Annotated in this window: 21 protein-coding genes; 6 read left to right on the top strand and 15 right to left on the bottom strand. The window is 62.3% G+C overall.

Translation table 11 applies throughout. The features are described from left to right. Window positions 1–215 precede the first annotated feature (215 nt). The gene (locus DZG07_RS10165; protein WP_091914723.1) at window positions 216–2744 is read left to right on the top strand and encodes a UvrD-helicase domain-containing protein; all 2529 of its coding nucleotides are present in this window, start codon (window positions 216–218) and stop codon (window positions 2742–2744) included. A 44-nt stretch (window positions 2745–2788) separates the two neighbouring features. Here DZG07_RS10165 and DZG07_RS10160 read toward each other — a convergent pair whose 3' ends face one another. Next, window positions 2789–3070, bottom strand: a complete 282-nt coding sequence (locus DZG07_RS10160) for a hypothetical protein (RefSeq protein ID WP_091914721.1) — start codon at window positions 3068–3070, stop codon at window positions 2789–2791. A 256-nt stretch (window positions 3071–3326) separates the two neighbouring features. Here DZG07_RS10160 and DZG07_RS10155 point away from each other — a divergent pair, with 256 nt between their 5' ends. Further along, window positions 3327–4511, top strand: a complete 1185-nt coding sequence (locus tag DZG07_RS10155; RefSeq protein WP_245429616.1) for a hypothetical protein — start codon at window positions 3327–3329, stop codon at window positions 4509–4511. Window positions 4512–4729: 218 nt separating this feature from the next. On the opposite strand, the gene DZG07_RS10150 is transcribed toward DZG07_RS10155, so the two are convergent. The 3 genes from DZG07_RS10150 to DZG07_RS10140 all read right to left on the bottom strand — a co-directional run bounded on the left by DZG07_RS10150 (window position 4730) and on the right by DZG07_RS10140 (window position 6460). Continuing rightward, window positions 4730–5053 (bottom strand): hypothetical protein, encoded by a 324-nt coding sequence (locus DZG07_RS10150; RefSeq protein WP_119816609.1) that lies wholly within the window; start codon window positions 5051–5053, stop codon window positions 4730–4732. A gap of 228 nt (window positions 5054–5281) precedes the next feature. After that, window positions 5282–5923 carry a DapH/DapD/GlmU-related protein gene (locus tag DZG07_RS10145; RefSeq protein WP_119816606.1) on the bottom strand — a complete coding sequence of 214 codons (642 nt, stop codon included), beginning with the start codon at window positions 5921–5923 and terminating at the stop codon, window positions 5282–5284. Between the two features lie 51 nt (window positions 5924–5974). Next, window positions 5975–6460, bottom strand: coding sequence for a CreA family protein (locus DZG07_RS10140; RefSeq protein WP_119821586.1), 486 nt, complete (start codon window positions 6458–6460; stop codon window positions 5975–5977). 154 nt (window positions 6461–6614) lie between these two features. On the opposite strand from DZG07_RS10140, the gene DZG07_RS23825 reads away from it, so the two are divergent. From DZG07_RS23825 to DZG07_RS10130, 3 genes are all read left to right on the top strand, one after another. Continuing rightward, window positions 6615–6776: a hypothetical protein gene (locus DZG07_RS23825; RefSeq protein WP_162931594.1), complete on the top strand. Its 162-nt coding sequence runs from the start codon at window positions 6615–6617 to the stop codon at window positions 6774–6776. A 73-nt stretch (window positions 6777–6849) separates the two neighbouring features. Further along, window positions 6850–7428 carry an SCO family protein gene (locus DZG07_RS10135; RefSeq protein WP_091914708.1) on the top strand — a complete coding sequence of 193 codons (579 nt, stop codon included), beginning with the start codon at window positions 6850–6852 and terminating at the stop codon, window positions 7426–7428. A 151-nt stretch (window positions 7429–7579) separates the two neighbouring features. Beyond that, a complete protein-coding gene (locus DZG07_RS10130; protein ID WP_119816603.1) occupies window positions 7580–8452 on the top strand; it encodes a 50S ribosomal protein L11 methyltransferase in 873 nt (290 codons plus the stop codon). 1 nt (window position 8453) lies between these two features. Here DZG07_RS10130 and DZG07_RS23820 read toward each other — a convergent pair whose 3' ends face one another. Then, a complete protein-coding gene (locus DZG07_RS23820) occupies window positions 8454–8624 on the bottom strand; it encodes a hypothetical protein (RefSeq protein WP_162931593.1) in 171 nt (56 codons plus the stop codon). Window positions 8625–8855: 231 nt separating this feature from the next. Between DZG07_RS23820 and DZG07_RS10125 the strand changes: the two genes are divergently transcribed. Next, on the top strand, window positions 8856–10685 hold the full coding sequence (locus DZG07_RS10125; RefSeq protein WP_119821584.1) for an aminopeptidase P family protein: 1830 nt from the start codon (window positions 8856–8858) through the stop codon (window positions 10683–10685). Between the two features lie 28 nt (window positions 10686–10713). Here the strand turns inward: DZG07_RS10125 and DZG07_RS10120 are convergent, their stop codons facing one another. The 10 genes from DZG07_RS10120 to DZG07_RS10075 all read right to left on the bottom strand — a co-directional run bounded on the left by DZG07_RS10120 (window position 10714) and on the right by DZG07_RS10075 (window position 23075). Then, entirely contained in the window at window positions 10714–11010 is a 297-nt protein-coding gene (locus DZG07_RS10120; RefSeq protein WP_119816601.1) for an AzlD family protein, read from the bottom strand. After that, window positions 11007–11753, bottom strand: coding sequence for an AzlC family ABC transporter permease (locus tag DZG07_RS10115; protein WP_119816598.1), 747 nt, complete (start codon window positions 11751–11753; stop codon window positions 11007–11009). The genes DZG07_RS10120 and DZG07_RS10115 overlap by 4 nt, the downstream gene beginning before the upstream one ends. Before the next feature lie 125 nt (window positions 11754–11878). Further along, complete coding sequence (ligA, locus tag DZG07_RS10110; protein ID WP_119816596.1) at window positions 11879–14044, bottom strand: NAD-dependent DNA ligase LigA; 2166 nt, start codon at window positions 14042–14044, stop codon at window positions 11879–11881. A gap of 131 nt (window positions 14045–14175) precedes the next feature. Next, window positions 14176–15852 (bottom strand): DNA repair protein RecN, encoded by a 1677-nt coding sequence (gene recN / locus DZG07_RS10105; protein WP_119816593.1) that lies wholly within the window; start codon window positions 15850–15852, stop codon window positions 14176–14178. Between the two features lie 15 nt (window positions 15853–15867). Beyond that, a complete protein-coding gene (locus DZG07_RS10100) occupies window positions 15868–16737 on the bottom strand; it encodes an outer membrane protein assembly factor BamD (RefSeq protein ID WP_091915066.1) in 870 nt (289 codons plus the stop codon). Between the two features lie 201 nt (window positions 16738–16938). Beyond that, complete coding sequence (lpxC, locus tag DZG07_RS10095; RefSeq protein WP_119816590.1) at window positions 16939–17889, bottom strand: UDP-3-O-acyl-N-acetylglucosamine deacetylase; 951 nt, start codon at window positions 17887–17889, stop codon at window positions 16939–16941. Window positions 17890–18171: 282 nt separating this feature from the next. Continuing rightward, window positions 18172–19842, bottom strand: coding sequence for a cell division protein FtsZ (ftsZ, locus tag DZG07_RS10090; RefSeq protein WP_119816587.1), 1671 nt, complete (start codon window positions 19840–19842; stop codon window positions 18172–18174). A gap of 70 nt (window positions 19843–19912) precedes the next feature. Then, window positions 19913–21223, bottom strand: a complete 1311-nt coding sequence (ftsA, locus tag DZG07_RS10085) for a cell division protein FtsA (RefSeq protein ID WP_091914692.1) — start codon at window positions 21221–21223, stop codon at window positions 19913–19915. After that, window positions 21220–22161: a cell division protein FtsQ/DivIB gene (locus tag DZG07_RS10080; protein ID WP_119816584.1), complete on the bottom strand. Its 942-nt coding sequence runs from the start codon at window positions 22159–22161 to the stop codon at window positions 21220–21222. The genes ftsA and DZG07_RS10080 overlap by 4 nt, the downstream gene beginning before the upstream one ends. Beyond that, window positions 22149–23075, bottom strand: coding sequence for a D-alanine--D-alanine ligase (locus DZG07_RS10075; protein ID WP_091914687.1), 927 nt, complete (start codon window positions 23073–23075; stop codon window positions 22149–22151). The genes DZG07_RS10080 and DZG07_RS10075 overlap by 13 nt, the downstream gene beginning before the upstream one ends. Between the last annotated feature and the right edge of the window lie 117 nt (window positions 23076–23192).

Here is a 23192-nt window from a genome sequence, read left to right as displayed (position 1 = left end):
AGCCAAACCCTCGACGGCCAAGCGTTGAGTCGTCAGGCGCCAGTTTTCCGCCGAACCGCAAACACTGTCAAATGACGGATATGGGAGCACCTACGCCGCCGCAAGCTGCCGAAACACACGCCTTATGCGCCGGATACCGTCAGATCGAGCTTGTTCGCGCTTTGTTTTAGCGCTTCTTCTGGCCTTTCTGGCCCGAATCACTACATTCGGAGCAAATGTCAGACTTTCCAGACGACATGCCCTTCTTCGACGAGGACCCCGCACCTCGCGCTGCCCCTGCGCGCGCGCCGGCGCAAGGCGGTGGCATTGCCGCGCGCGCCATGGCTGCCCGGCAGGGTTCGGCCCCGGATTATCTGAAAGGCCTCAACGAAGAGCAGCGGCTGGCGGTGGAAACCATCGACGGCCCGGTTCTGGTTCTGGCTGGCGCCGGCACCGGCAAGACGCGCGTGCTGACCACCCGCATCGCCCACATCCTCAGCCTCGGCCGCGCCTTCCCCAGCCAGATCCTCGCCGTGACCTTCACCAACAAGGCCGCGCGCGAGATGAAGCAGCGCGTCGGCCTGCTGGTCGGCGAGGCTGTCGAAGGCATGCCATGGCTCGGCACCTTCCACTCCATCGGCGTGAAAATGCTGCGCCGCCATGCCGAGCTGGCCGGTCTGCGCTCCGACTTCACCATTCTCGACACCGACGACGTCATCCGCCTGATCAAGCAGCTCATCCAGGCCGAGGGGCTGGACGACAAGCGCTGGCCGGCGCGCCAGTTCGCCATGATGATCGACGGCTGGAAGAACAAGGGCCTCGGCCCCTCCGAAATTCCCGAGGGCGACGCCCGCGCCTTCGCCAACGGCAAGGGCCGCCAGCTCTATCAGGCCTATCAGGACCGGCTGAAGACGCTGAACGCCTGCGATTTCGGCGACCTGCTCTGCCACCCGATCCGCATTTTTCGCGGCCACCCAGATGTGCTGAAGGAATATCACAAGCGCTTCAAATATATCCTCGTCGACGAGTATCAGGACACCAACACCGCGCAATATATGTGGCTGCGGCTGCTGGCACAGGAAACCGGCGCGCCGGGCCAGAAGAATGTCTGCTGCGTCGGCGACGACGACCAGTCGATCTATGGCTGGCGCGGTGCCGAGGTCGACAACATCCTGCGCTTCGACAAGGATTTTCCCGGCGCCACCGTCATCCGCCTCGAGCGCAACTACCGCTCGACGGCCCATATCCTCGGTGCAGCCTCCCACCTCATCGCCCACAATGAGGGGCGGCTGGGCAAGACGCTGTTCACCGAAAAGGTCGAGGACGACGACTCCCGGGTAAATGTCCACGCCGCCTGGGATTCGGAGGAGGAAGCCCGCGCCGTCGGCGAGGAGATCGAGTCCGCCCAGCGCAAGGGCCACAAGCTCAACGACATGGCCATCCTCGTGCGTGCCTCCTTCCAGATGCGCGAATTCGAAGACCGTTTCGTCACGCTCGGCCTGAACTACCGCGTCATCGGCGGCCCGCGCTTCTACGAGCGCCAGGAAATCCGCGATGCCATGGCCTATTTCCGCGTCGTCGCCCAGCCGGCCGACGACCTCGCCTTCGAGCGCATCGTCAACGTGCCCAAACGCGGCCTTGGCGAAGCGGCCATACGGCAGGTGCACGACACGGCCCGCGCGCTGCGCATTCCGATGCTGGAGGCCGCCGGAAACCTCGCCGAAAGCGACGAGCTGAAGCCCAAGCCGCGCGCCGCCTTGCGCGAGGTCGCGGCCAATTTCGAGCGCTGGCAGAAGGCTCTCGACAACACGCCGCACACCGAGCTTGCCGAGACGATCCTCGAGGAATCCGGCTACACCGACATGTGGAAGAACGACCGCTCGGCCGAAGCGCCGGGCCGGCTCGAAAACCTCAAGGAGCTCATCCGCTCCATGGAGGAATACGAGTCGCTGCGCTCCTTCCTCGAGCATGTCGCGCTGGTGATGGACAGCGAGCAGAACGAAAACCTCGACGCAGTCAACATCATGACGCTGCATTCGGCCAAGGGGCTGGAATTCGAGACCGTCTTCCTCCCCGGCTGGGAGGAAGGCCTGTTCCCGCACCAGCGCTCGCTTGACGAGGGTGGTCGCTCCGGGCTGGAGGAAGAGCGCCGGCTGGCTTACGTCGGCGTCACCCGCGCCAAGAAGAACCTGCACATCTGGTTCGTTTCCAACCGTCGCATCCACGGCCTGTGGCAATCCACTATCCCGTCGCGCTTTCTCGACGAACTGCCCGAGGCCCATGTCGAAGTGGCCGAAGCCGGCAACAGCTATGGCGGCTACGGCGGCGGCTCCTTCGCCGGCGGGCGCGGCGGTCGCCAGAACCCCTATGGCGCGTCGCGCTTCGACAATGTCGGCCAGGATTCCGGCTCATTCTCCAACACCTATGCCACACCAGGCTGGCAGCGCGCACAGGCGAACCGCAATGACGCAACCGACCGCAACTGGGGCTCGCGCTCCGGCCACGCGGTGGAGCGCATCGGCTATGGCGAGACCGATTCAGGCTATGGCGCCGGCCGCGGCTCGGTCAAAAGCCGCACCATCGAAGGCGAACTCGTCGCCAAATCCGTCTCCGACACCCCCTCGCCCTTCAAGGTCGGCGACCGCGTCTTCCACCAGAAATTCGGCAACGGGAATGTCTCGGTCGTCGACGGCAACAAGCTGACGATCGATTTCGACAAGGCTGGACAGAAGCGGGTGCTGGACGGGTTCGTGACGGGGGTTTGAGGTGCGCCCCTTCCTTCTCCCACAAGGGGAGAAGGAGAGATGCCCTACCCCCGCATCGCCCTCAGCTTCTCCGCCGCCTCCGCCGCGAGGTCGACATAGCGCTCCTCCAGCGTCTCGGCGGCTTTGATGATGTCGAAATCGTAGCCGTATTTTTCGAGGATCTTGGTGAGTTTCTCGACGAACTGGGCCTGTTCCTCCAGCGCGTGGAACAAAGAGCCGACTTGTTCGGCGCTGATGTCGGGGTCGGAGAGCATTTTCGGCACTTCCTTGCCCATGCGGGCGCCCGCCTCGGTCTGCTCTTTCAGGATCTCAAGCCAGTCGGTCAAATCATCTCTCCATTCGCAGGCACCATGCCCACCCGCTTCCCGCGCCGTCAACTCGCCAAGGCGGCCGGCCGTAACGCAATTCGATGCAACCAAAGATAGCATGCAACCATAACGCGAAGTTTGCCGAATGCGTGCAAATGTTTCGGGGCGGGCAAGAGCCCGTACCCTCCGCTTCCCGGCGGGGTACTCCAGCCCCTTCCGCCTCGACACCCCCGCAGGCGGAAGGGGTTTTTCGAAGCCGAACCCGGAGCGTGCCGTGCGGGTCCAAAGTGCCTCTCTCATGCTGGCTCTTCTGGCGACGCCGTCAGTGGCAGCAGATCTTGCACCGGCAGGATCGCCCCCCTCATCGGCACCCAAGATCGTCACCAGCGTCGAGCGCCACTGGACCAGCAACGCGCTCGACAGCGAATTCGCCATACCAGACTGGTATTCACTGATCCGCGGCTCGTTGCAGCACGAATGGCAGATCGACGACGGGACGGTAAAATTCGGCGCCGAAATCCAGGCGACGCGCTACGACACGGTGAAGATAGAAGACGACCGCGCCGGCGCACTATTGCTCGACGTAACCAGGCGCGTCAGCCCCGCGCTGGAACTGCGCGGCACCCTCACCTACAGGCTTTCGACCGAAGGCGACGATTTTGCCATCGGCCCCTTCATCATCGGCACGCGCGCGCCCAAGCAGGTGTTCGGCGCACAGGGGCAGGCCGGCATCGATCTCGGTGGCGGCACGGCATTGATCCTCGAACTGGCCAATGCCTATGAACTGCTTGGCGAGTCGCGCTTCCAGGACGATGTCCTGCCGCGCACAAAACTCGACCCCGACAAGAACCGCACGCAGGTCGGCGCAAAGCTCATGCGCACTGTCGGACCGGCGGCCTATGGCGTTTCGTCTTCGGCGCAGTTCGTCTCGGTGGAAAAGCTGGGCTCGCCACCCGTCGGCCTGTCGCTCGCCGAATACACGCTGCAGGCGGAGGCCGGCTACAAGGGCCAGACCGGAGCCAGCATCACCGGCGCGCTCGGCGTGCAGATGCTGCGCGGCGCGCAGGACATCTATCAAAGCGTGCGCCCGACGTGGCGGGTCGCCGTCGTTCAGCCGCTGCCGCATGGCTTCGAACTGCGTGGCGCCTATTTTGGCCGCTTCGAGACCGTCGACAGCGACGACCCGCTGGCGTCATGGCTGCAGCGCGGCGAGATCGAAGCGCGGTTTCTGATGAACGAACGGCTGACGCTTGCCACCGGCGCCTTCGCCGAACTCAAGGAAAACCTGCTCTACGAAAACAAGGAGCGCGCCCACGGCCTCTATGGCGAAGCCAGCTTCCAGGCGACAAAGGCCGTCTCGCTAGTCGTCCGCGTCGACTACACGCAGCGCTTCCTGACGGTGATCGACGTCGAGAAGAAGACGGTAGATGCCTTCGTCGGCATACGGACGAAAATTTAGCGCAGGTGCGTGAAACCTGTTCAGAAAGTCGCTCCGGCGAGTCAGATGGTGGTGTTTTCGAGAACCGGAACGGAGCGTACGTTTGGGTACGTGAGTACCGGAAGCGCAGAAAACGCCGGCAGATGGCCGCCGGAGTAGAGTTTATGAGCAGGTTTTCAGGCAGGAGGGGCGCAACTCCCTCCTGCCCTTGCATGCATGCTCATGATTGTGACTGGCGGTTACTTCTTCAGCTTGTAGCTGCTGTTGCCGCCCAGGAGGTTGATGCCGACGCCGTTCAGGATGCCGGTGAGGATGCCCGTGCTGTTCCCGTTCAGGATGCCGGTGCTGTTGCCGCTGAGGATGTTGTTTCCGCTGAGGATCGGCGAGCCGTTCAGCAGGTTGACGCCAAGGCCGATATTGCCGAGGCCGATCGATGGCGACACATTGATGAGGCCGCTCGACTGGCTGAAGTTGCCGGTGTTGGAGCCCCAGCCGCCGGCATGTGCCGAAACAGCCGAGAAGGAAACAACAGTAGCAGTAAGTGCATAGATGATCGTCTTCATGATGTGCTCTCCTTTGTTGCTAACAGTGTTTCCCTCTGCTTCCCGTCTTGTTCTCCGAGTTTGATTATTCACACGTAATCAATTCATGCAATCTTGAATTGTAGTATTCCACTAATACAACCCGTTTTCCCTTTTTTAACGCTAATGTTTTACGTTAAGGGAAATGGTTACCGTCGCGGCTTGAAAGCCACGTCAGATCATCTTGATGCAGAGAAAACCCTAGGAAAATCAGGGTTTGCGCGCTTCCCAGCAATCGAGAAACGCCTCTATCGGCATCGCCTGCATGTCGGGGATGGCGTCGGCAAGATGGCCGATCGGCCAGTCCCACCAGGCAAGTGCTTCGATTCGGGCGGCAATCTCGGGCGCGAACCGGCGGCGCAGCGGCTTTGCCGGCACGCCGGTGACGATCTCATAGGCACCGACATCGCGCGTCACCACCGCATTGGCGCCGATGACCGCGCCGTTGCCGATGCTGATGCCCGGCATGATGACCGCGCCGTGGCCGATCCAGACGTCATGACCGATGGTGACGGCTTTGCCCTGCCGGCGCGCCTTGAAGTCGCCATCAACGCCGAGATAGCGGAAATACTCGTTCGGCCGGTAACTCACCTTATGCGTGGTCAGGCGCTCGATCGGATGCTCCAGCGCATTGATGCGGGTGTTGGCGGCAATCGAGCAGAACTTTCCGATCGTCGTGTAGATCGCCTCGGCGTGGCGCTCGAAATAGGAAAAGTCGCCGACCGTCACCTCGCGCAAAATCACGCGCTCGCCAATCGCGGCGTAACGGCCGAGCTTGCAGCTTTTCAGCTCGGCTGTCGGATGAATGCGCGGCTCGGCATCCTTGAAGCGAAGGGCGGGGTTCGGATCCATGCTGGCGCTTTACGCCGCCTCGCCTTGCCCCGCAAGCCGGGCAGATAGCGCCTACTGCGGCTTGCCCTCTGACCAGACGACGTTCTGGCCGTAGAGCGGAACGGTGGTGACTGCCATCTTGGCCGAACCGTCCTGCACCTGACGGGAATGCGAGAGATAGATCAGCGTATCGTTCTTCTTGTCGTAGATGCGGTTCACCACCTGCTTCTTCCAGATCAGGCTGATGCCTTGCTTGAACACCTCCTCGCCCTCCTCGCTCATGTCGATCTTGCCGATGGTGATCGGCCCGGTCTGGCGGCAGGAGATGGAGGAATCGGAGGGGTTTTCGAACCAGTTGCCCTTTTGCAGCCGGTCGACCACGCCGCGGTCGAAATAGGAAATGTGGCAGGTCACGCCCCCGACTGCGGGATCCGTCACCGCCTCGACGATGATGTCGTTGCCGAGCCAGTCGACACCGACCCTGCCGACCTCCTGCGCGGACGCGGGCGCGGCCGCACTGAGAAGAAGAGCAACAGCACCGTACAAAGCCAGACGCATGAAAACCTCCTGCAAGGAAAAATTACGTTCGCAACAATTGGGGCAGCGTAAGCCAGCTTGCAAGCCCAAGGCCGAAAGTGCCGGCCCTTGCGCCCACCGCCAGCGGCATCATGGCCTCTTTTTCGAGATCGCCACAAAGACTATGTTAGCGGCAATGAGACAGCGCCTTTCGGCTCCGGTCGCAACGACCGCAAAGATCATCATCGGCACGGTAGCTTTTGCCGCCCTGGCCGGCGTGGCCTTTGCTGCGTGGATGGAGAACGGGGCAGCGATCTTCATGGCCACGGTGGAAGCCGGGCTTGCCTGGTGTTTCTAGATCGCGGCCAAGGCAAGATCGCAGTCGAATAAAAAGACGATAGATTCAGGTTTACGGGCGGAAATTCCACATCATGATGCGTTCAATCCTCGTCGGCATATTGGTTCTGATGGCTGCCGGCATCGGCTGGCTCACCTTCGACTGGTATCAGACCCGCCACGGCGGCGAGCCTTATGGCGCGCCCTTCACACTGACCGACCAGACGGGACAGCCGATTACCGAGGCGGCATTTCGCGGCCAGCCGACGGCGCTATTCTTCGGCTTCACGCATTGCCCGGAGGTCTGCCCGACGACACTGTTCGAAATGGATGGCTGGCTGAAGAAGATCGGCGACGAAGGCAAGGACATCAAGGTTTACTTCATCTCCATCGATCCGGAGCGCGACACGCCTGAAGTCATGAACGCCTATGTCAGCAACGTCTCGAACCGCATCACCGGCATCACCGGCGAGCCGGACAAGGTTGCGGCGATGGCAAAGGCGTTCGGCATCTATTCGAAGAAGGTGCCGCTTGAAGGCAGCGACTACACGATGGATCACACCGCCTCCGTGCTGCTGCTCGACGGCAAGGGCGACTTCTTCGGCACCATTGCCTATGGCGAAAGCGGCGACACGGCTGTAGCCAAGCTGAAACGGCTTGCCGGCAAGGGCTGAAACGTTCAAAAGCTAGAGCATGTCGCGTAAAACTGTGCAGCGGTTTTGCGATAACGACATGCGTAAATACAAAGACCTGAAGCGCGAGAAGCGATCCTGAAAGATCGCAACGCGCTTTAGGGCGTTTCCTCGTTCCTGATCGCGAAATACCATGACCCAGACACGCCTCCATCTGACGGCCGGGCGCGCCGACGCCAACCGCATCTTCGCCGCTTTCGAAACCGAGTTCGAGGAAGACGGCTTCCCACTCGCCGTGCTGGAACAGGACGAAGAGCGCGACATTCAGGAAGTGTCGATCTACGCCGATGGCGATATCGATGAAGCCGAGCGCCGCATGCGCCAGGTGCTCGATGGCCTGTCGCTGAAAAAGGCGATCGAGCGCGAAATTCTGCCGGATGCGGACTGGGTGGCGCTGTCACTGGAAGGGTTGAAGCCGGTTCGCGCGGGGCGCTTTTTCGTCCATGGCGCGCATGACCGCGACAAGCAGCGGCCCGGCGAACTGTCGATCGAGATCGAGGCGGGGCTTGCCTTCGGCACCGGCCATCACGGCACCACTTCCGGCTGCCTCGACGTGCTGGAGACCGTGGCGCGGCGCGAGCGGCCGCGCAATGCACTCGACCTCGGCACCGGCAGCGCGGTTCTCGCCATTGCTCTGGCGAAGTTCGCCCATATACCGGTTCTGGCGACCGACATCGATCCGATCGCGACAAAGGTCGCGGCAGACAATGCCCGGCTGAACGGCGTCTCGGCCTATGTCGAAGCCTACACCGCGCCGGGCTTTCACCATCCGATATTCGCCGCGCGCGGCCCGTTCGACCTGATCGTCGCCAATATCCTGGCGCGCCCGCTCATGAAGCTCGCACCGCAGATGGCGCATCACCTCGTGCCGGGCGGTTCGATCGTGCTTTCAGGTATCCTGGAGCGCCAGCGAAACGCGGTTCTGGCCGCCTATATCGGCCAGAACTTTCGCCATGTCCGCACCCTCGCCCGGGAAGGCTGGGTGACGCTTCACCTCAAGCGGTGAATTAGACGAACGAGTAAGAGCCGCCGCGCTTCTTCAGGTCTTCACGGGTGAAGCCATTTGCCTTCAGCGTGGCGTCGTCAAGCGACAGAAGCACGCCGTTGACATAGCGCGCGGCTTCGCGCTGGCGCGCTTCCATCAAGGCGTTGATTGCAGCTTTGAAAAATCCGGACATCTTATTCCCCTGGTTGAAATATCAACCTCCCGACAACCAAGGTAGGGCTGACCGCTGCGAAGTAACAGCGCGTATTTTGCATTGCACCCATACGATTTTGCATATGCGAAGAGAATTGTGCGCCGCACCATTGCAGCGATGCTTGGATCAAGCCGGACGCGTTGCAAGCATCAACCCACCCGGATAGGTTTGCGCGACGCGAAGCACCGAGCACCGGAAGGCATGAAAGTCATGTTCCAGACGTTTGAGACCGCCGGAGATCCGACAAGCGCACCTGCGCGCGTGGCGAAACTGCGCGAATGGCTTGCCGCACATGACCTCGACGGCTTTCTGGTGCCCCGCGCCGACGAACATCAGGGCGAATATGTCGCCGCGCGTTCGGAACGGCTGCGCTGGCTGACCGGCTTCAGCGGCTCGGCCGGAGTGGCGCTCATCCTCAAGGATCGTGCCTTCATTTTTGTCGACGGCCGCTATCAGTTGCAGGTGCGCGAACAGGTCGATCTCGGCATCTTCACCATCGAAAGCCTGATCGACAATCCGCCCGCCTCCTGGATCCGGGACAATCTCGGCAAGGGCGCGCGGCTGGGCTTTGACCCGTGGCTGCACACCATCGGAGAAGTCCAGGCGCTCAAGAAAGCCGCCGAGAAGAACGGTGCCACGCTGGTGCCGCTCGACGTCAACCCGATCGACGAAATCTGGGCCGACCAGCCCGAACCACCCTCCGCACCGGTCGACATCCACCCCATCGAATTTGCCGGCGAACTGGCCAAGGAAAAGCTGGCGCGCCTCGCCGAAGCCCTTTCAAAACAGGGCGCCACCCATTGCGTGCTGACCGACCCGTCGTCGATAGCCTGGGCGTTCAACATTCGCGGCAATGACGTGCCGCACACGCCGCTGGCGCTGGGCTTCGCCATTCTGGCAGCCGACGGCAAGCACCGGCTGTTCATCGACAAGCGCAAGCTGCCGCGGAAGGTGCAGGCCTACCTGACCCAGCTTTGCGACCTTCGCGCGCCCGACGCACTCGCGGGCGACCTCATAAAACTTGCGAAATCCGGCGCGAAAGTAGCGCTGGACCCTGCCCTTGCCGCCGAAAGGCTCCGGGCGATCATCGAGGAGAATGGCGGCACGGTCGTCTCCGAGGCCGATCCCGCCCGCCTGCCCCGCGCCACCAAGAACCAGGCTGAACTGCAGGGCGCGCGCGCCGCACACCGCCGTGACGGGGCCGCTGTCGCAAAGCTGCTCTGCTGGCTCGATGCGCAAAAGCCCGGCACGATGGATGAGATCAAGCTCGTGACGCAGCTTGAGGAAGCCAGGCGGGCCGTCGGCGAGGAAACGCAGATGCCGCTGCGCGACGTGTCCTTCGACACGATTTCGGGTGCCGGTCCGAACGGCGCCATCATGCACTACCGCGTTTCGAAGGCGACCAACCGCAGACTTGGCGACGGCGAGCTTTTCCTGCTCGATTCAGGTGCGCAATATCAGGACGGCACCACCGACATCACCCGCACCGTGGCGATCGGCCAGCCGACCGACGAGATGCGCGAGCGCTTCACCCTGGTCCTGAAAGGCATGATCGGCATTTCGATATTGCGCTTTCCGGTGGGCACGCGCGGTTCGGAAATCGACGTGGTCGCGCGCATGGCGCTGTGGAAGCACGGCCTTGACTACGCCCATGGCACCGGTCACGGCGTCGGCTCCTATCTGGCCGTCCATGAGGGCCCGCAGCGCATTTCCCGAACCGGCGCGGAAAAGTTTCTGGAAGGCATGATCCTGTCCAACGAGCCCGGCTACTACAAGGAAGGCCACTACGGCATCCGCATCGAGAATCTTATTCTCGTGACCGCCGCCAAACCGGTCGAAGGTGGCGATCTGCCCGTACATGAATTCGAGACGCTGACGCTGGCACCGATCGACCGCCGCCTGGTCAGACCTGACCTGCTGACGCATGAGGAACTTGTGTGGCTAAACGCCTATCACGCCCGCGTGCTGGCCGAGATCGGGCCGATGGTGGACGGCGAAACGCTGAAATGGCTGGAACAGGCGACCGCGCCGATTTCATAGGCGCGGTTGTCCAAAGACAAATAGAGTTTCAGCCCATGAAATGGCGCAGCGCGATCAGAACCGCAGCGCCCGCCAGAAACATCGGCATCAGCCCGCTCCGCAGCGAAACGATGCCAGCGACCAGAAGGGCCGCCAGTTCCGCCGGTCCTGCCGAAATGGCGGCAGGCGCCACCAGCGTCGTCAACACGGCAGCGGGCACGGCATCCAACCCGGCCTCGATGCGCGGATGGACGCGTTCGAAGCGCGACAGAACGAGGTGGCCGCCGATACGCGTGAGATAGGTCATCACCGCACCGGCAAGAATGATCCAGACTGTCGTGCTCACAGGACTTCACTCCGCTCGGAGGTTTCGGGCTGATCGGATTTCTTGATCGGCATCACCGCTGCAAGCAGGATGCCCGCAGCCGCGCCGATAGAGACATGCCAGGGCGACCCGACCGTCTTGTAGGCAACGATCGAGGCGATCGCGCTGGCAATGACGATCGGCAGCCACAAGGGCCGCTTGCGAAAGCCCATGACCAGGCCGAGGAAATAGATCGGCAGCAGGAAATCGAGCCCGAATGCGTGCGTGTCGGGTATCAGCTTGCCGAACTGCGCGCCCAGCGCTGCTTCCACCACCCAGCATACATAGATCGGCGCAGCCACGCCGATATACCAGGCGAAGGAAACCTCTTCGCCACGTTCGCCCTTTGCTTCCGCAACGGCATATTGCGGGTCGGTGAGAAAGAAGAAGCCGATCGCCTTCTCGACGAACGGCCAGTGGCGAATGCGCCGCCCGAGCGCTGCCGAGTAGAGCACATGCCGGAAGTTCACGGCAAAGATCGAAAAGACGATGAGCGCCGGCGACAAATTCTGGCCGAAAAGCTCGATGCCGACCATCTGGCTTGCGCCGGCATAGACGGTCACGCTCATCAAGACAGCTTCGAAAATGCTGAAGCCCTGCTCGGCAGCAAGCGCGCCGAAAAGAAGGCCGAAAGGCGCGGATGCCACGACAACGGGAAGGCCCATTTGAAAACCGCGCCAAAACCCGCTCGCGCGCGCGCCCTCGGAAATGGCTTCGCTGGACATGGCTACTCCCTAGGAAAGAAAATCTACTTAGGTCGCTCCGACCCGCAAGTCATATGAATTCGCTTGAGCCAGCGATCAGGGAAAATGATGCTCCCGTCGGCCGGAATCAATCGACACGACGCGCTTTAAGGCCGCTGCCCTACCCTTTCGAACCATGCATCCTCATCGATAACCTCGATGCCGAGTTCGGTGGCGAGCTTCAGCTTGGAACCCGCACCCGGGCCGGCAACCACCAGATCGGTCTTCTTGGACACCGAACCGGCAACCTTGGCGCCCAGTTTTTCAGCCATCGCCTTGGCCTCGTCGCGCGACATCTTCTCGAGCGAGCCGGTAAACACCACCGTCTTGCCGGCGACGGGGCTGGAACTCGCCACCGGCGCTTCCATGGCCTGCGGCGTCACTTCCTTCAGGAGCCTGTCGATCACCTCGACATTGCGCGGCTCCTTGAAGAATTCGACAAGAGCGCGCGCCACGACCTCGCCGATGCCTTCGATGTTGTTGAGGTCTTCCCAGGCATCCCCCGAGAGGTCAGCCGCCTGCTTCATCGCCGCCTCGAAGGCTTCGTAGGTGCCGTAAGCGCGCGCAAGCAGCTTTGCATTCGTCTCGCCGATATGGCGGATGCCAAGCGCGTAGATGAAGCGGTTGAGGGCGATGCTTCGGCGCTCGTCGATGGCGTCGAACAACTTTTTGACGCTCACCTTGCCGAAGCCGTCAATATTCTCGAGCTTGGTAAGCTGCGACGTTTCCTGCCGCTGCTTCAGCGTGAAAATGTCCGGCGCGGTGCGCACCTTCAGCGCCTCGTCGTCGCTTTCGAAGAAGAAATCGATCTGCTTTGCGCCGAGGCCCTCGATATCGTAGGCCGCGCGCGAGACGAAATGCTTAAGATGCTCGACCGCCTGCGCACGGCAGACGAAACCGCCGGTGCAGCGGGTGACGGAATCCAGCTTGCCGGTCTTCTCGTTCTTTTCGCGCACCGCATGACTGCCGCAGACCGGGCACTTCTTCGGGAATTCGTATGGCACGGCGACCTTCGGGCGCTTTTCCATGATCACATCGAGCACCTGCGGGATGACGTCGCCGGCCCGCTGCACGATCACCGTGTCGCCGATGCGGATATCGTGCTCCTCCTCGCGGATGCGCTCGCCGGAATTGCCGATACCCCTGATGTAGTCCTCGTTATGCAGCGTCGCGTTGGTAACGACGACACCGCCGACAGTGACCGGCGTCAGCCGCGCCACCGGCGTCAACGCGCCGGTGCGGCCGACCTGGATATCGATCTTCTCCACATGGGTGAAAGCCTGCTCGGCCGGGAATTTGTGCGCCGTCGCCCAGCGCGGCGAGCGCGAGCGAAAACCGAGACGCTCCTGCAGGTCCAGACGATCTACCTTGTAGACGACGCCATCGATCTCATAGTCGAGATCCGGGCGCAGGAGCCCGATCTCGTTGTAGTGGGCAATGATGTCTTCGACCGAGGTCAGCCGCTTCATCAGCGGATTGACCGGAAAGCCCCATTCCCTGAACTTTTCCACCATGCCCATCTGTGTGTCGGCGGGCATCTCGGACATCTCCCCCCAGGCATAGGCGAAGAATTTCAGATTGCGGCTCGCCGTCACCTTGGCGTCGAGCTGGCGCAGCGATCCAGCAGCCGTATTGCGCGGATTCACATAGGTCTGCTTGCCCTCCGCTTCCATCTGCGCGTTGAGCGCCAGAAAATCGCTCTTGCGCATATAGACCTCGCCGCGCACCTCGACGACGTCGGGCGCGCCGGCCGGCAGCCGGTTCGGGATTTCCTTAATGGTCTTGATGTTTTCGGTGACGTTTTCGCCGGTCGTCCCGTCGCCGCGGGTCGCGGCATTGACCAGCCGGCCCCGCTCGTAGCGGATAGACATGGAAAGGCCGTCGATCTTCGGTTCGGCGGTGAAGGCGATCGAACCGTCCGGCAACTGGCCGAGGAAACGATAGACAGAGCCGACGAAATCGCGCACGTCTTCGTCGGAAAAGGCGTTGTCGAGGGACAGCATCGGCCGCGAATGGGTAATCGACGCAAAGGTCGGAAGCGGTGCCGCGCCCACGCGAATCGAGGGACTGTCGGCGCGGATGAGCTGCGGAAACAGCTTCTCGATCGCGTCGTTGCGCCGCTTCAGGGCATCGTAGGCGGCATCGGAAATCTCCGGCTCGTCATGCCCGTGATAACGCTCGTCATGGTAGGCGACCTCTGCCGCAAGCCGGGCAAGCTCGGCTTCGGCTTCGGCTTCGGTCAAATCCTCTACGGGCTTGGCGGTCACTGACATGGTTTGAGAATCCGGCTGATATTGCGGCGGCTACCCTATCTCATGACATACGACGACGGCAGTGCTTTTAGCAAAAGATCGTGCCGAAACAGCGCCCTACTGACATCGCCGGAATCAGTTCGTGAAGGGCCTCAGGATGCGGCAGCCGTGTTTTCCCGCAACAGGCGCTCAGCTGCGGCCCGCGCTTCATCGGTGATCGTGGCGCCGGCCAGCATGCGCGCGATCTCTTCCTGCCGCGAGCCGCGATCCATTTCGGCGATGCTGGTCGAGACCTGCTCCTTGCCGCCGGACTTTGCGATCAGGAAATGCGTGCCGGCGCGCGCGGCAACCTGCGGCGCGTGGGTGACCGACAGAACCTGAACCCGATTGGCCAGCCGCGACAGGCGTTGCCCGATCGCATCAGCCACCGCACCGCCCACACCAGTGTCGATTTCGTCGAACACCAGCGTCGGCGCAGAGCCACGATCGGCAAGCGCCACCTTGAGCGCCAGCAGGAAGCGCGAAAGCTCGCCGCCCGACGCGATCTTCATCATCGGGCCGGGCTTGGTGCCGGGGTTCGTGCGCACCCAGAACTCGATCAGGTCGATGCCTTCTTCCAGCCGATTGCCGGCCTCGGTGCTCATCTCGACGATGAATTCGGCCCGTTCGAGCTTGAGCGCCGGCAGTTCGGCCATCACTGCGTTGCGCAGGCCGATTGCCGCCGTCTTGCGCAATTCCGAAAGATTTGCCGCTACGGCGTCATAGGCGTCACGCGCGGCCACGGCCTGCTTTTCAAGGACATGCAGGCGCTCTTCACCGGCGTCGAGATCGGCGAGATCCGCCGACATCGTATCGCGCAGCCGTGCCAGATCGTCGACCGGCACATTGTGTTTGCGCGATGCGGCCCTCAGGGCAAACAGCCGCTCTTCGGCTTTCTCCAGACGCTGCGGATCGTATTCCGTGGCGCGCAAAGCGGCATCGACGCCCGACTGCGCCGCATCGAGCGACAGCATGGCTTCATCGAGCGATTTCACGACATCATCGAGCAGGCCGGGGACTTCGGACGCCTTGCGTTGCAAGCGCCGAAGCAGACTGGCCAGTTGCGGCAATGGCGAGTTCTGTCCGGACAGAACGTCCTGCGCATCCTGAATTTCGCCGGCGATCTTTTCAGCCCGCATCATCGTCGTGCGGATATCTGCCAGTTCCGTCTCCTCGCCCGGCTGAGGGTCGAGCTGGGAGAGTTCGGCAACGGCGGCACGCAGATAGTCGGCCTCGCGGGCGGCGGCCTCGACGCGCGCGCGATGCCGCGCCAGTTCCTGTTCGCAGTCACGCCAGCGCCGCCAAGCCTCACCGCAGGCGCGCGCCTCGCCGATATGCCCACCGAAGGAATCCAGTAATTCGCGGTGCGCGCTTGCGTCAACGAGCGCGCGTTCATCGTGCTGGCCGTGGATCTCGACCAGCGCACGGCCGATATCGCGCATCAAGGTGACGCTGGAGGGTTGGTCGTTGACGAAGACGCGCGTGCGCCCGTCCGCGGTCTGCACGCGGCGCAGGATGATGTCGCCGTCGTCGTCCAGCGCATTGTCGATCAGGATTTGCCGGGCGGGATGATTGCGCGGCACGTCGAACACTGCCGACACCTGCCCCTGCGCCGCGCCATGGCGGACGAGCGATGCGTCGCCGCGGGCACCCAGTGCCAGCGACAGCGCGTCTAGAAGAATGGATTTGCCTGCACCTGTCTCGCCGGTGAGTACGGAGAGCCCCGGCGAGAAATCAATGTCCAGCCGCTCGATCAGGACGATATCGCGGATAGACAGTCTGGAAAGCATCGACGCCCGCTATGATCAGGCGCCGGTGATAAGTTTTCCGGCCTTCGATATCCACGAGCCGGCGTTCTCACGTGGCTCCAGGCCATTGGTCTGCAGCAGCTTGTAGGAATCGCGATACCACGGGCTGTCCGGATAATTCTGGCCGAGCACGGCAGCCGCCGTCTGCGCTTCCGAGGTCAGGCCCATCGCGTAATAGGCTTCGGTGAGGCGCGCGAGCGCTTCCTCGGCCTGGCGGGTGTTGGAGTAATTCTCGACCACATAGCGGAAGCGCTTCACGGCAGCGATATATTCGCGCCGCTCGAGATAATAACGGCCGACCTGCATTTCCTTGCCGGCAAGCTGGTCGCGCGCGAAACGCACCTTTTCCTTGGCGTCGTCGACATATTCCGAATCGGGCCAGCGGGTAACCACTTCCTGCATCGCCTCAATGGCGCGGCGGGATTCCTTCTGGTCCTGCGTAACGTCGCGGATCTGGCGGAAATAGCAGAGACCGATGATGTACTGGGCATAGGCCGCATCGGGCGTCGACGGGTAGAGCGCGAGATAGCGCTTCGCCGAATTGATCGAGTCGTCGTAATTGCCCTGGCGGTAATTGGCGAAAGCGCCCATCACCATCGATTTACGGGCATATTCCGAATAGGGGTGCTGTCGATCGACCGCATCGAACTTGCGGCTCGCCTCTTTCAGGCGGCCGGAATTCAGATTCGCCAGGCCTTGATTGTAGAGAACATCGGCTGGTTCGGTCTGCTCGACATAGGTCGACAGATCGAGGTCCTTTTCGGAAGACATGCAGGCCGAAAGGAGAAGCGGCGCGGAAAGCACCGAAAGCGCCAGGAAGGCAGCGCGCGCCGGCTGATTCGACTGTGCAGCTCGCTGGAAAAACATGATCGGATTCGGCCCTCTCGCCATGATTATACTCATCGCCCCGCAGTCATAGACCACAACTGCCCTTGAACGGCAACGCTATCGTCCGGCAATGGCGCATTTTTGTGGCAGGCTTTGGCTTTCGCCACAATCAGCCTGTGGACGATGCGTTATCGTCACACAAGTCCCGTTTTTCAAGCCTCAAGGCAGCCTCGGCGTGCCTCAAAGTACCCAGGGCGCGTAGACCGGAGCGTTTACGGCGATCATCTCGGCCGAACGGCCACGCTCGCGGCGAGTCGTCTCGACAATCTCGAAGGCCGAACGATCCGACAGCAGGCGGCGAAGGGCAGCGGCGTTCATGCGGTGACCGCCGCGGTAGGAGCGGAAGCAGCCGATGAAGCGCGCGCCGGCAAGCGACAGGTCGCCCATCGCGTCCAGCGTCTTGTGGCGCACGAATTCATTGGGATAGCGCAGGCCTTCAATGTTGATGATGCGGCTGTCGTCGCCGATCACCACGGAATTCTCCAGCGAAGAGCCCAGCGCATAGCCGGCAGCCCACAGGCGCTCGACATCCTTCATGAAACCGAAGGTGCGGGCACGCGCGATCTCCGTGCGGAACATGTCGGCATTAACGTCAGCCGCGAAGGACTGGCGGCCGATGGCCGGGTTTTCGAAATCGATCTCAACCTCGAAGCGCGTTCCGGCATAAGGGCGGAACTCGGCCCAGGAGGCACCCGCCTCGATGCGAACCGGCTTCAGGATGCGGACGTAGCGGCGCTTGGCAGAAAGCGTCTCGATGCCGGCCTGATCGATGGCTTCGACGAAACGGATGGCGCTGCCGTCCAGGATCGGCACTTCATTGCCGTCGATCTCGATGATGAGATTGTCGATGCCCAGACCGAACAGCGCACCCATGACGTGCTCGACGGTGGCGACATGATAGCCGTTCGGATCGCCCAGCATGGTGCAAAGATCGGTGCTGCCGACTTCCGATACGAGCGCGCGAAGGTCGCGCGCAGGCTCGCCCTCGCCGACATGGTGGAACACGATACCCGTGTCCGCATCGGCAGGCAGAAAGTGCAGAGTGACTGGTTTACCGCTGTGGACGCCAACCCCGGAGAGCGTCGCGCGCGATTTCAGTGTCGTTTGATGGTCGTGCAAATGAATCCCCATATGCCCGTTTAGCGCGTGACTATTACGCCAGTCCAGAGGGGCGTGCTCTTGTGTTTGTCGGCATACGGGAACAGTTCCCCGCAGATTCGCGCATACCGACTCCATTCGAGACGGAAGATAGTGACGCGCGGGGAAGACTCCAAATCACGGTTTTTTACCCCGTGTAACGGCGGATTAAGATGCGATTAACGCATCAAGCCATTGTTTTCGTTCAATTTAAAAAGTTAACGGGCAGGCACCGAAGCGCCTGCCCGTTAATATCTGTTACATTTCGTTAACGGTTCAGTTGGCTTGCCGGCGCAAGAATGCCGGAATCTCCAACTGATCGTCTTCCTGCACGGCGCGCTGCTGCGGCGCGAGGCGGCCATGTTCGTCGAGCTGGCCACGGCGCGGCGCGTAGAGAGACGGGTCCTGGCTGGCCGTGCGGCGCAGCTCCGGAGCCTGCTGGCGCAGCTTCGGTTCGCGCGGCTGTGCCGGCTGCAGGCGTGCAGGCTCTTCCTCGCGGCGGGTCAGGCCGTTGGTCAGGCGCTTCAAGAGGCCCATCGGGCCGCTTTCGTGATGCTGCTCGGGCGCGCGGGTCTTGGCTTCCACTTCGGCTTTCACCAGCGGCGGAAAGTCTTCGACGCGCGGCATCCGCGGCTGAGCGGCGGCTACCGGCTGCTGAGGCAGTTCACGCAGCTGTGCAGGAGCTGCCATCGGCTGCTGCTGGACCGGCTGCGGCTGGGGAGCGGCAGGCGGCGGAGCCTGGAACAGCTTGCTCTGCGGGCGGAAATCGTCCTGAACAGCGACCGGGCGCGGTGCTGCCATTGCGGCGGCGTTCGCTTCGGCCATGCGGATCGCATCGGCCACCGGATCGGCAGCACGCGGCGCTTCCTGGACGATCTGCTGTACAGGGGCGGCCGGACGTTGCTCGACGATCGCCGCAGGGCGCGGCGCCGGCTTCATGGGCGGGCGGATGGCGATCGGGGCGGCAGCGATTTCGGCAGCCGTCTTGTCGATGCCAGTCGCCACGACCGAGACGCGGATGACGCCTTCGAGTTCCTCGTCGAAGGTCGCACCGAGGATGATGTTGGCATCCTGGTCGACTTCCTCGCGGATGCGGGTTGCCGCTTCGTCGACTTCGAACAGGGTAAGGTCGCGACCGCCGGTGATGGAGATCAGCAGGCCCTTCGCACCCTTCATCGAGGTCTCGTCGAGCAGCGGATTGGCAATCGCAGCCTCGGCGGCGGCCATCGCACGGCCTTCGCCCGAAGCTTCGCCCGTGCCCATCATCGCCTTGCCCATCTCGCGCATCACCGAACGGACGTCGGCGAAGTCGAGGTTGATCAGGCCTTCCTTGACCATCAGGTCGGTGATGCAGGCAACGCCCGAATAGAGCACCTGGTCGGCCATGGCGAAGGCGTCGGCAAAGGTCGTCTTGTCATTGGCGAGCCGGAACAGGTTCTGGTTCGGAATGACGATCAGGGTATCGACGCATTTCTGCAGTTCCTCGATGCCCATGTCCGCCGTCTTCATGCGGCGCTGGCCTTCGAAGTGGAACGGCTTGGTGACGACGCCGACGGTGAGGATGCCCTTCTCGCGCGCTGCCCTGGCAACGACAGGAGCAGCACCCGTGCCCGTGCCACCGCCCATGCCGGCAGTGACGAAGCACATATGGGTGTTCGACAGATGATCGATGATCTCGTCGATGCACTCTTCGGCGGCGGCGCGACCGACCTCAGGCTGGGAACCCGCGCCGAGACCCTCGGTGACGTGGGCGCCAAGCTGGATCAGGCGATCGGCCTTCGACATCGTAAGCGCCTGGGCATCGGTGTTGGCCACGACGAATTCGACGCCGCGAAGTCCCGCGGTGATCATGTTGTTGACTGCGTTGCCGCCGCCACCGCCGACACCGAAAACGGTGATGCGCGGCTTCAGCTCGGTTATGTCCGGCTTTTGCAGATTGATCGTCATTGTCCTTGTCCTTTTCGCCTTTCCCGCCGCTTCGCCGCCGCGGCCGTTATGGGGCAATCCCCGTCAAACTCTAGAAACTGTCTCTCAACCACTGACTCATGCGATGCAGTTTTCCGCCCGTCCCGGTCATGCGTAGTCCAGAAATCCCACTCGCTTTATTGATCTCGAAGCCCGCCACCTGCGGGTAGATCAGAAGGCCCACCGCCGTTGCGAACGCCGGACCTTTTGCCGCCTCAGGCAAACCAGCCACGCCCAGCGGCCGGCCGATGCGCACGTTGCGGCCCAGAATGCGGCGTGCAGCTTCCGGCAGACCGGCAAGCTGGCTTGCGCCGCCCGTCAGCACGACTCGCTTGCCGGCGGCATTGCCGTAACCTGATTTGTTCAGCCGGTCGCGCAGTATTTCCAGCGTCTCTTCGATGCGTGCGCGGATGATGCGCGTCATCACGGAACGCGGCACCTGGAGCGGCACTTCGGTTTCGTCGGCGCCGATCGGCTGGACAGTGACCAGATCGCGATCGTCAGCGCTGCCGGGCAACGCGGAACCATGCATCACCTTCAGCCGCTCGGCATCGTCGAGACGCGTCGAGAGGCCCTTGGCCATATCCATGGTGACATGGCTGCCGCCGACCGGAATAGCGTCGGCGTAAACGAACTTCCCGTCAGCAAAGAGCGAGATGGTGGTGGTGCCGCCGCCCATGTCGATGCAGGCCGCGCCCATTTCGAGTTCGTCATCGACGAGTGCTGCGAGCCCGCTTGCATAGGGCGTGGCCACCATGCGCTCGACCGAAAGATGCGAACGGTTGATGCAGAGCTCCAGATTGCGCAGCGGCGCGGCGTCGCCGGTCAGCACATGCATGTCCACGCCGAGCGTGTCGCCGACCATGCCGCGCGGATCGCGCACGCCGCGTTCGGCATCCAGCGAAAATGCGACCGGCAGCGAATGAACCACCTCGCGCTCGGCCTTCAGCGCCTGCTTGGCGCCGGCTGCCAGAACGCGCTTGATGTCACTGGCGGAAGCTTCGTGACCGCCGAGATTGATCGTCGCCGAAAAGGTTTCGCTCTTCAGCCGGCCCGCAGTGAGATTGACGATGAGCGAGTCGACCGTCAGCCCGGCCATGCGTTCGGCAGCGTCGACCGCCAGCCGCACGGCATGCTCGGCACGATCGAGATCGACGACGACGCCGGACTTCACGCCCTGCGACTTCTGATGGCCTATGCCAATGACCTTGGCTTGATGGGTACGCCCGCGCAGCAGCTGGCTCTCGGGCGCCGGCTTGAGCTTGGCGACTACGCAGCAAACCTTGCTGGAGCCGACGTCAAGCACCGTGACGATACCGGAGCGGTGGGCAGAGCCGTCTTTTGGACCGCCAAGCAAGCTCATATTCTTTTCTCCAGCTTGCTCTTCGGTGATTTCAGAAGCTCTTTGAGCGCAGCTTCGCGCCGTTCGACCGCCTCGGGCGTGAGCTGCACGACCAGCCGGTCGGAAAGACGCATGTCAACGCCGGCTATGTCGCGAGACAGCAGGCCGGTGTCGTGGTCCATCTTGACGAGATCGGCGAGTGCGGTATCTTCGCCATATTCCGGCAACTTGACGGTGATGCCGTTTTCAAGCCGCAGATCCCAGCGGCGCTCGGAAACGCGGACATAACCCTTCACCCGCGAGGCCAGCTCCGGAAACTGCTTGATCTTGGCGATGAAGCCGGAAGCGCGCTCGGCCGCGCCATAGCCGACGACCAGCGGCAGCGCGACATGGCGACCGCCCGAGAACGGCGCGATCACGTTGCCATTTTCCTCGACGATCGAAAGCTGGCTGCCGTGCTGCCAGATGGCGAAGGCCTTGCGCTCTTCGATCTTCACTTCGAGCGTGTTGGGATAGATCTTGCGAACGGAAGCAACCTCGACCCAGGGGAGCTTGGCGATGCGCTCGCGCGCCTCGTCGGCGTTAAAGCCGATCAGCGACGTCCAGCCGTCAAGCTCCAGCTTGTCGAGGACATCGATCTCCGAAGTCTCGCGATGGCCGACCACCTTGATCTGATCGACGGCAAAGCCGCTGCGCGCTGTGATGCCCTGCACGAGAGCCGGCATATGCCCGCCGACATAGGCGCCGTAGAGACCGCTCGAGGAAAGGAGGATCGCAGACGCGATCGTCGCGGAAAACGGCGGCGGCGTGAAGTCGCCTTTGCCCAGGCGCGCCAGGACGCGCACCGGCCGGCGAAGCCAGCGCGGAAGCACGAAGCCGTCGATGGAAAAGGACATGCCAAACAGGCCCGGCCTTGCCGAACCCATCCTTCTAACCTGCCCCGACCTCAACGCGAACACGAAGCGTCCTCCACCATCCAACTCAACAACTCACCGAACGAATGCCCGGCCTGGGCAGCAATTTCCGGCACCAATGACGTCGGCGTCATACCCGGCTGGGTATTCACTTCGAGCCAGATAAGCTCGCCATTTTCGGAATGACGATCGTCGTAGCGGAAGTCTGACCGGGAGACGCCCCGGCACCCGATTGCTTGGTGAGCCTTGAGTGCCAGTGTCTGTATTTTTTGGTAAATATTTAGTGAAATTTTAGCAGGAACCTCGTGTTTTGACCCGCCGGCAACGTATTTTGAATCATAATCGTAGAAGGAATGGCCCGTCGGGATGATCTCGCAGACCCCAAGGGCTACATCGCCCATGACGGCGCAGGTCAGTTCGCGCCCATGCACGTAGCGCTCGACCATGACCGTGCCGCCGAATTTCCACTCCGGTGAGCTGATGATCTGCGGCGGATGCGACTGATCCTCCTTCACGATCACGACGCCGAAGCTCGATCCTTCGCTGACCGGCTTGACCACATAAGGCGTCTTCATCGGGTGCTTGTTGCCGATCGAGAAGCGGTCGATCGTCTTCGATTCCGCAACCGGAATGCCGGCAGCCTTCGCCACACGCTTGGCCTGCTCCTTGTTCATGGCGAGAGCCGAAGCAAGCACGCCGGAATGCGTGTAGGGAATGGCGAGATACTCGAGGATACCCTGGATCGTGCCATCCTCACCGAACGGGCCATGCAGCGCGTTGAAGACGACATCCGGCTTCAGCTCAGCAAGGACAGAACCGACATCGCGATCGACGTCGACCCGCGTGACGCGATAGCCGACGGCCTCAAGTTCATCTGCACATGAATTTCCGGAAGACAAGGAAACGGGCCGTTCGGACGAGAACCCTCCCAACAATACGGCCACGTGTTTAGACGTCATAATTTCTGCAATCCCCTCGCCGAACCCGACTTCGGCTTAAGCCTTTTCCGAATTGAATCCGCCCACCCCGGCAGGTTACCCCCCAGACGGAAACGCGTCGAACGCGCGGGAACGACT

It is taken from the genome of Mesorhizobium sp. DCY119 (genome assembly GCF_003590645.1).
Classification (GTDB): Bacteria; Pseudomonadota; Alphaproteobacteria; order Rhizobiales; family Rhizobiaceae; genus Mesorhizobium_M.
This window is presented reverse-complemented; position numbering and strand designations above follow the sequence as displayed.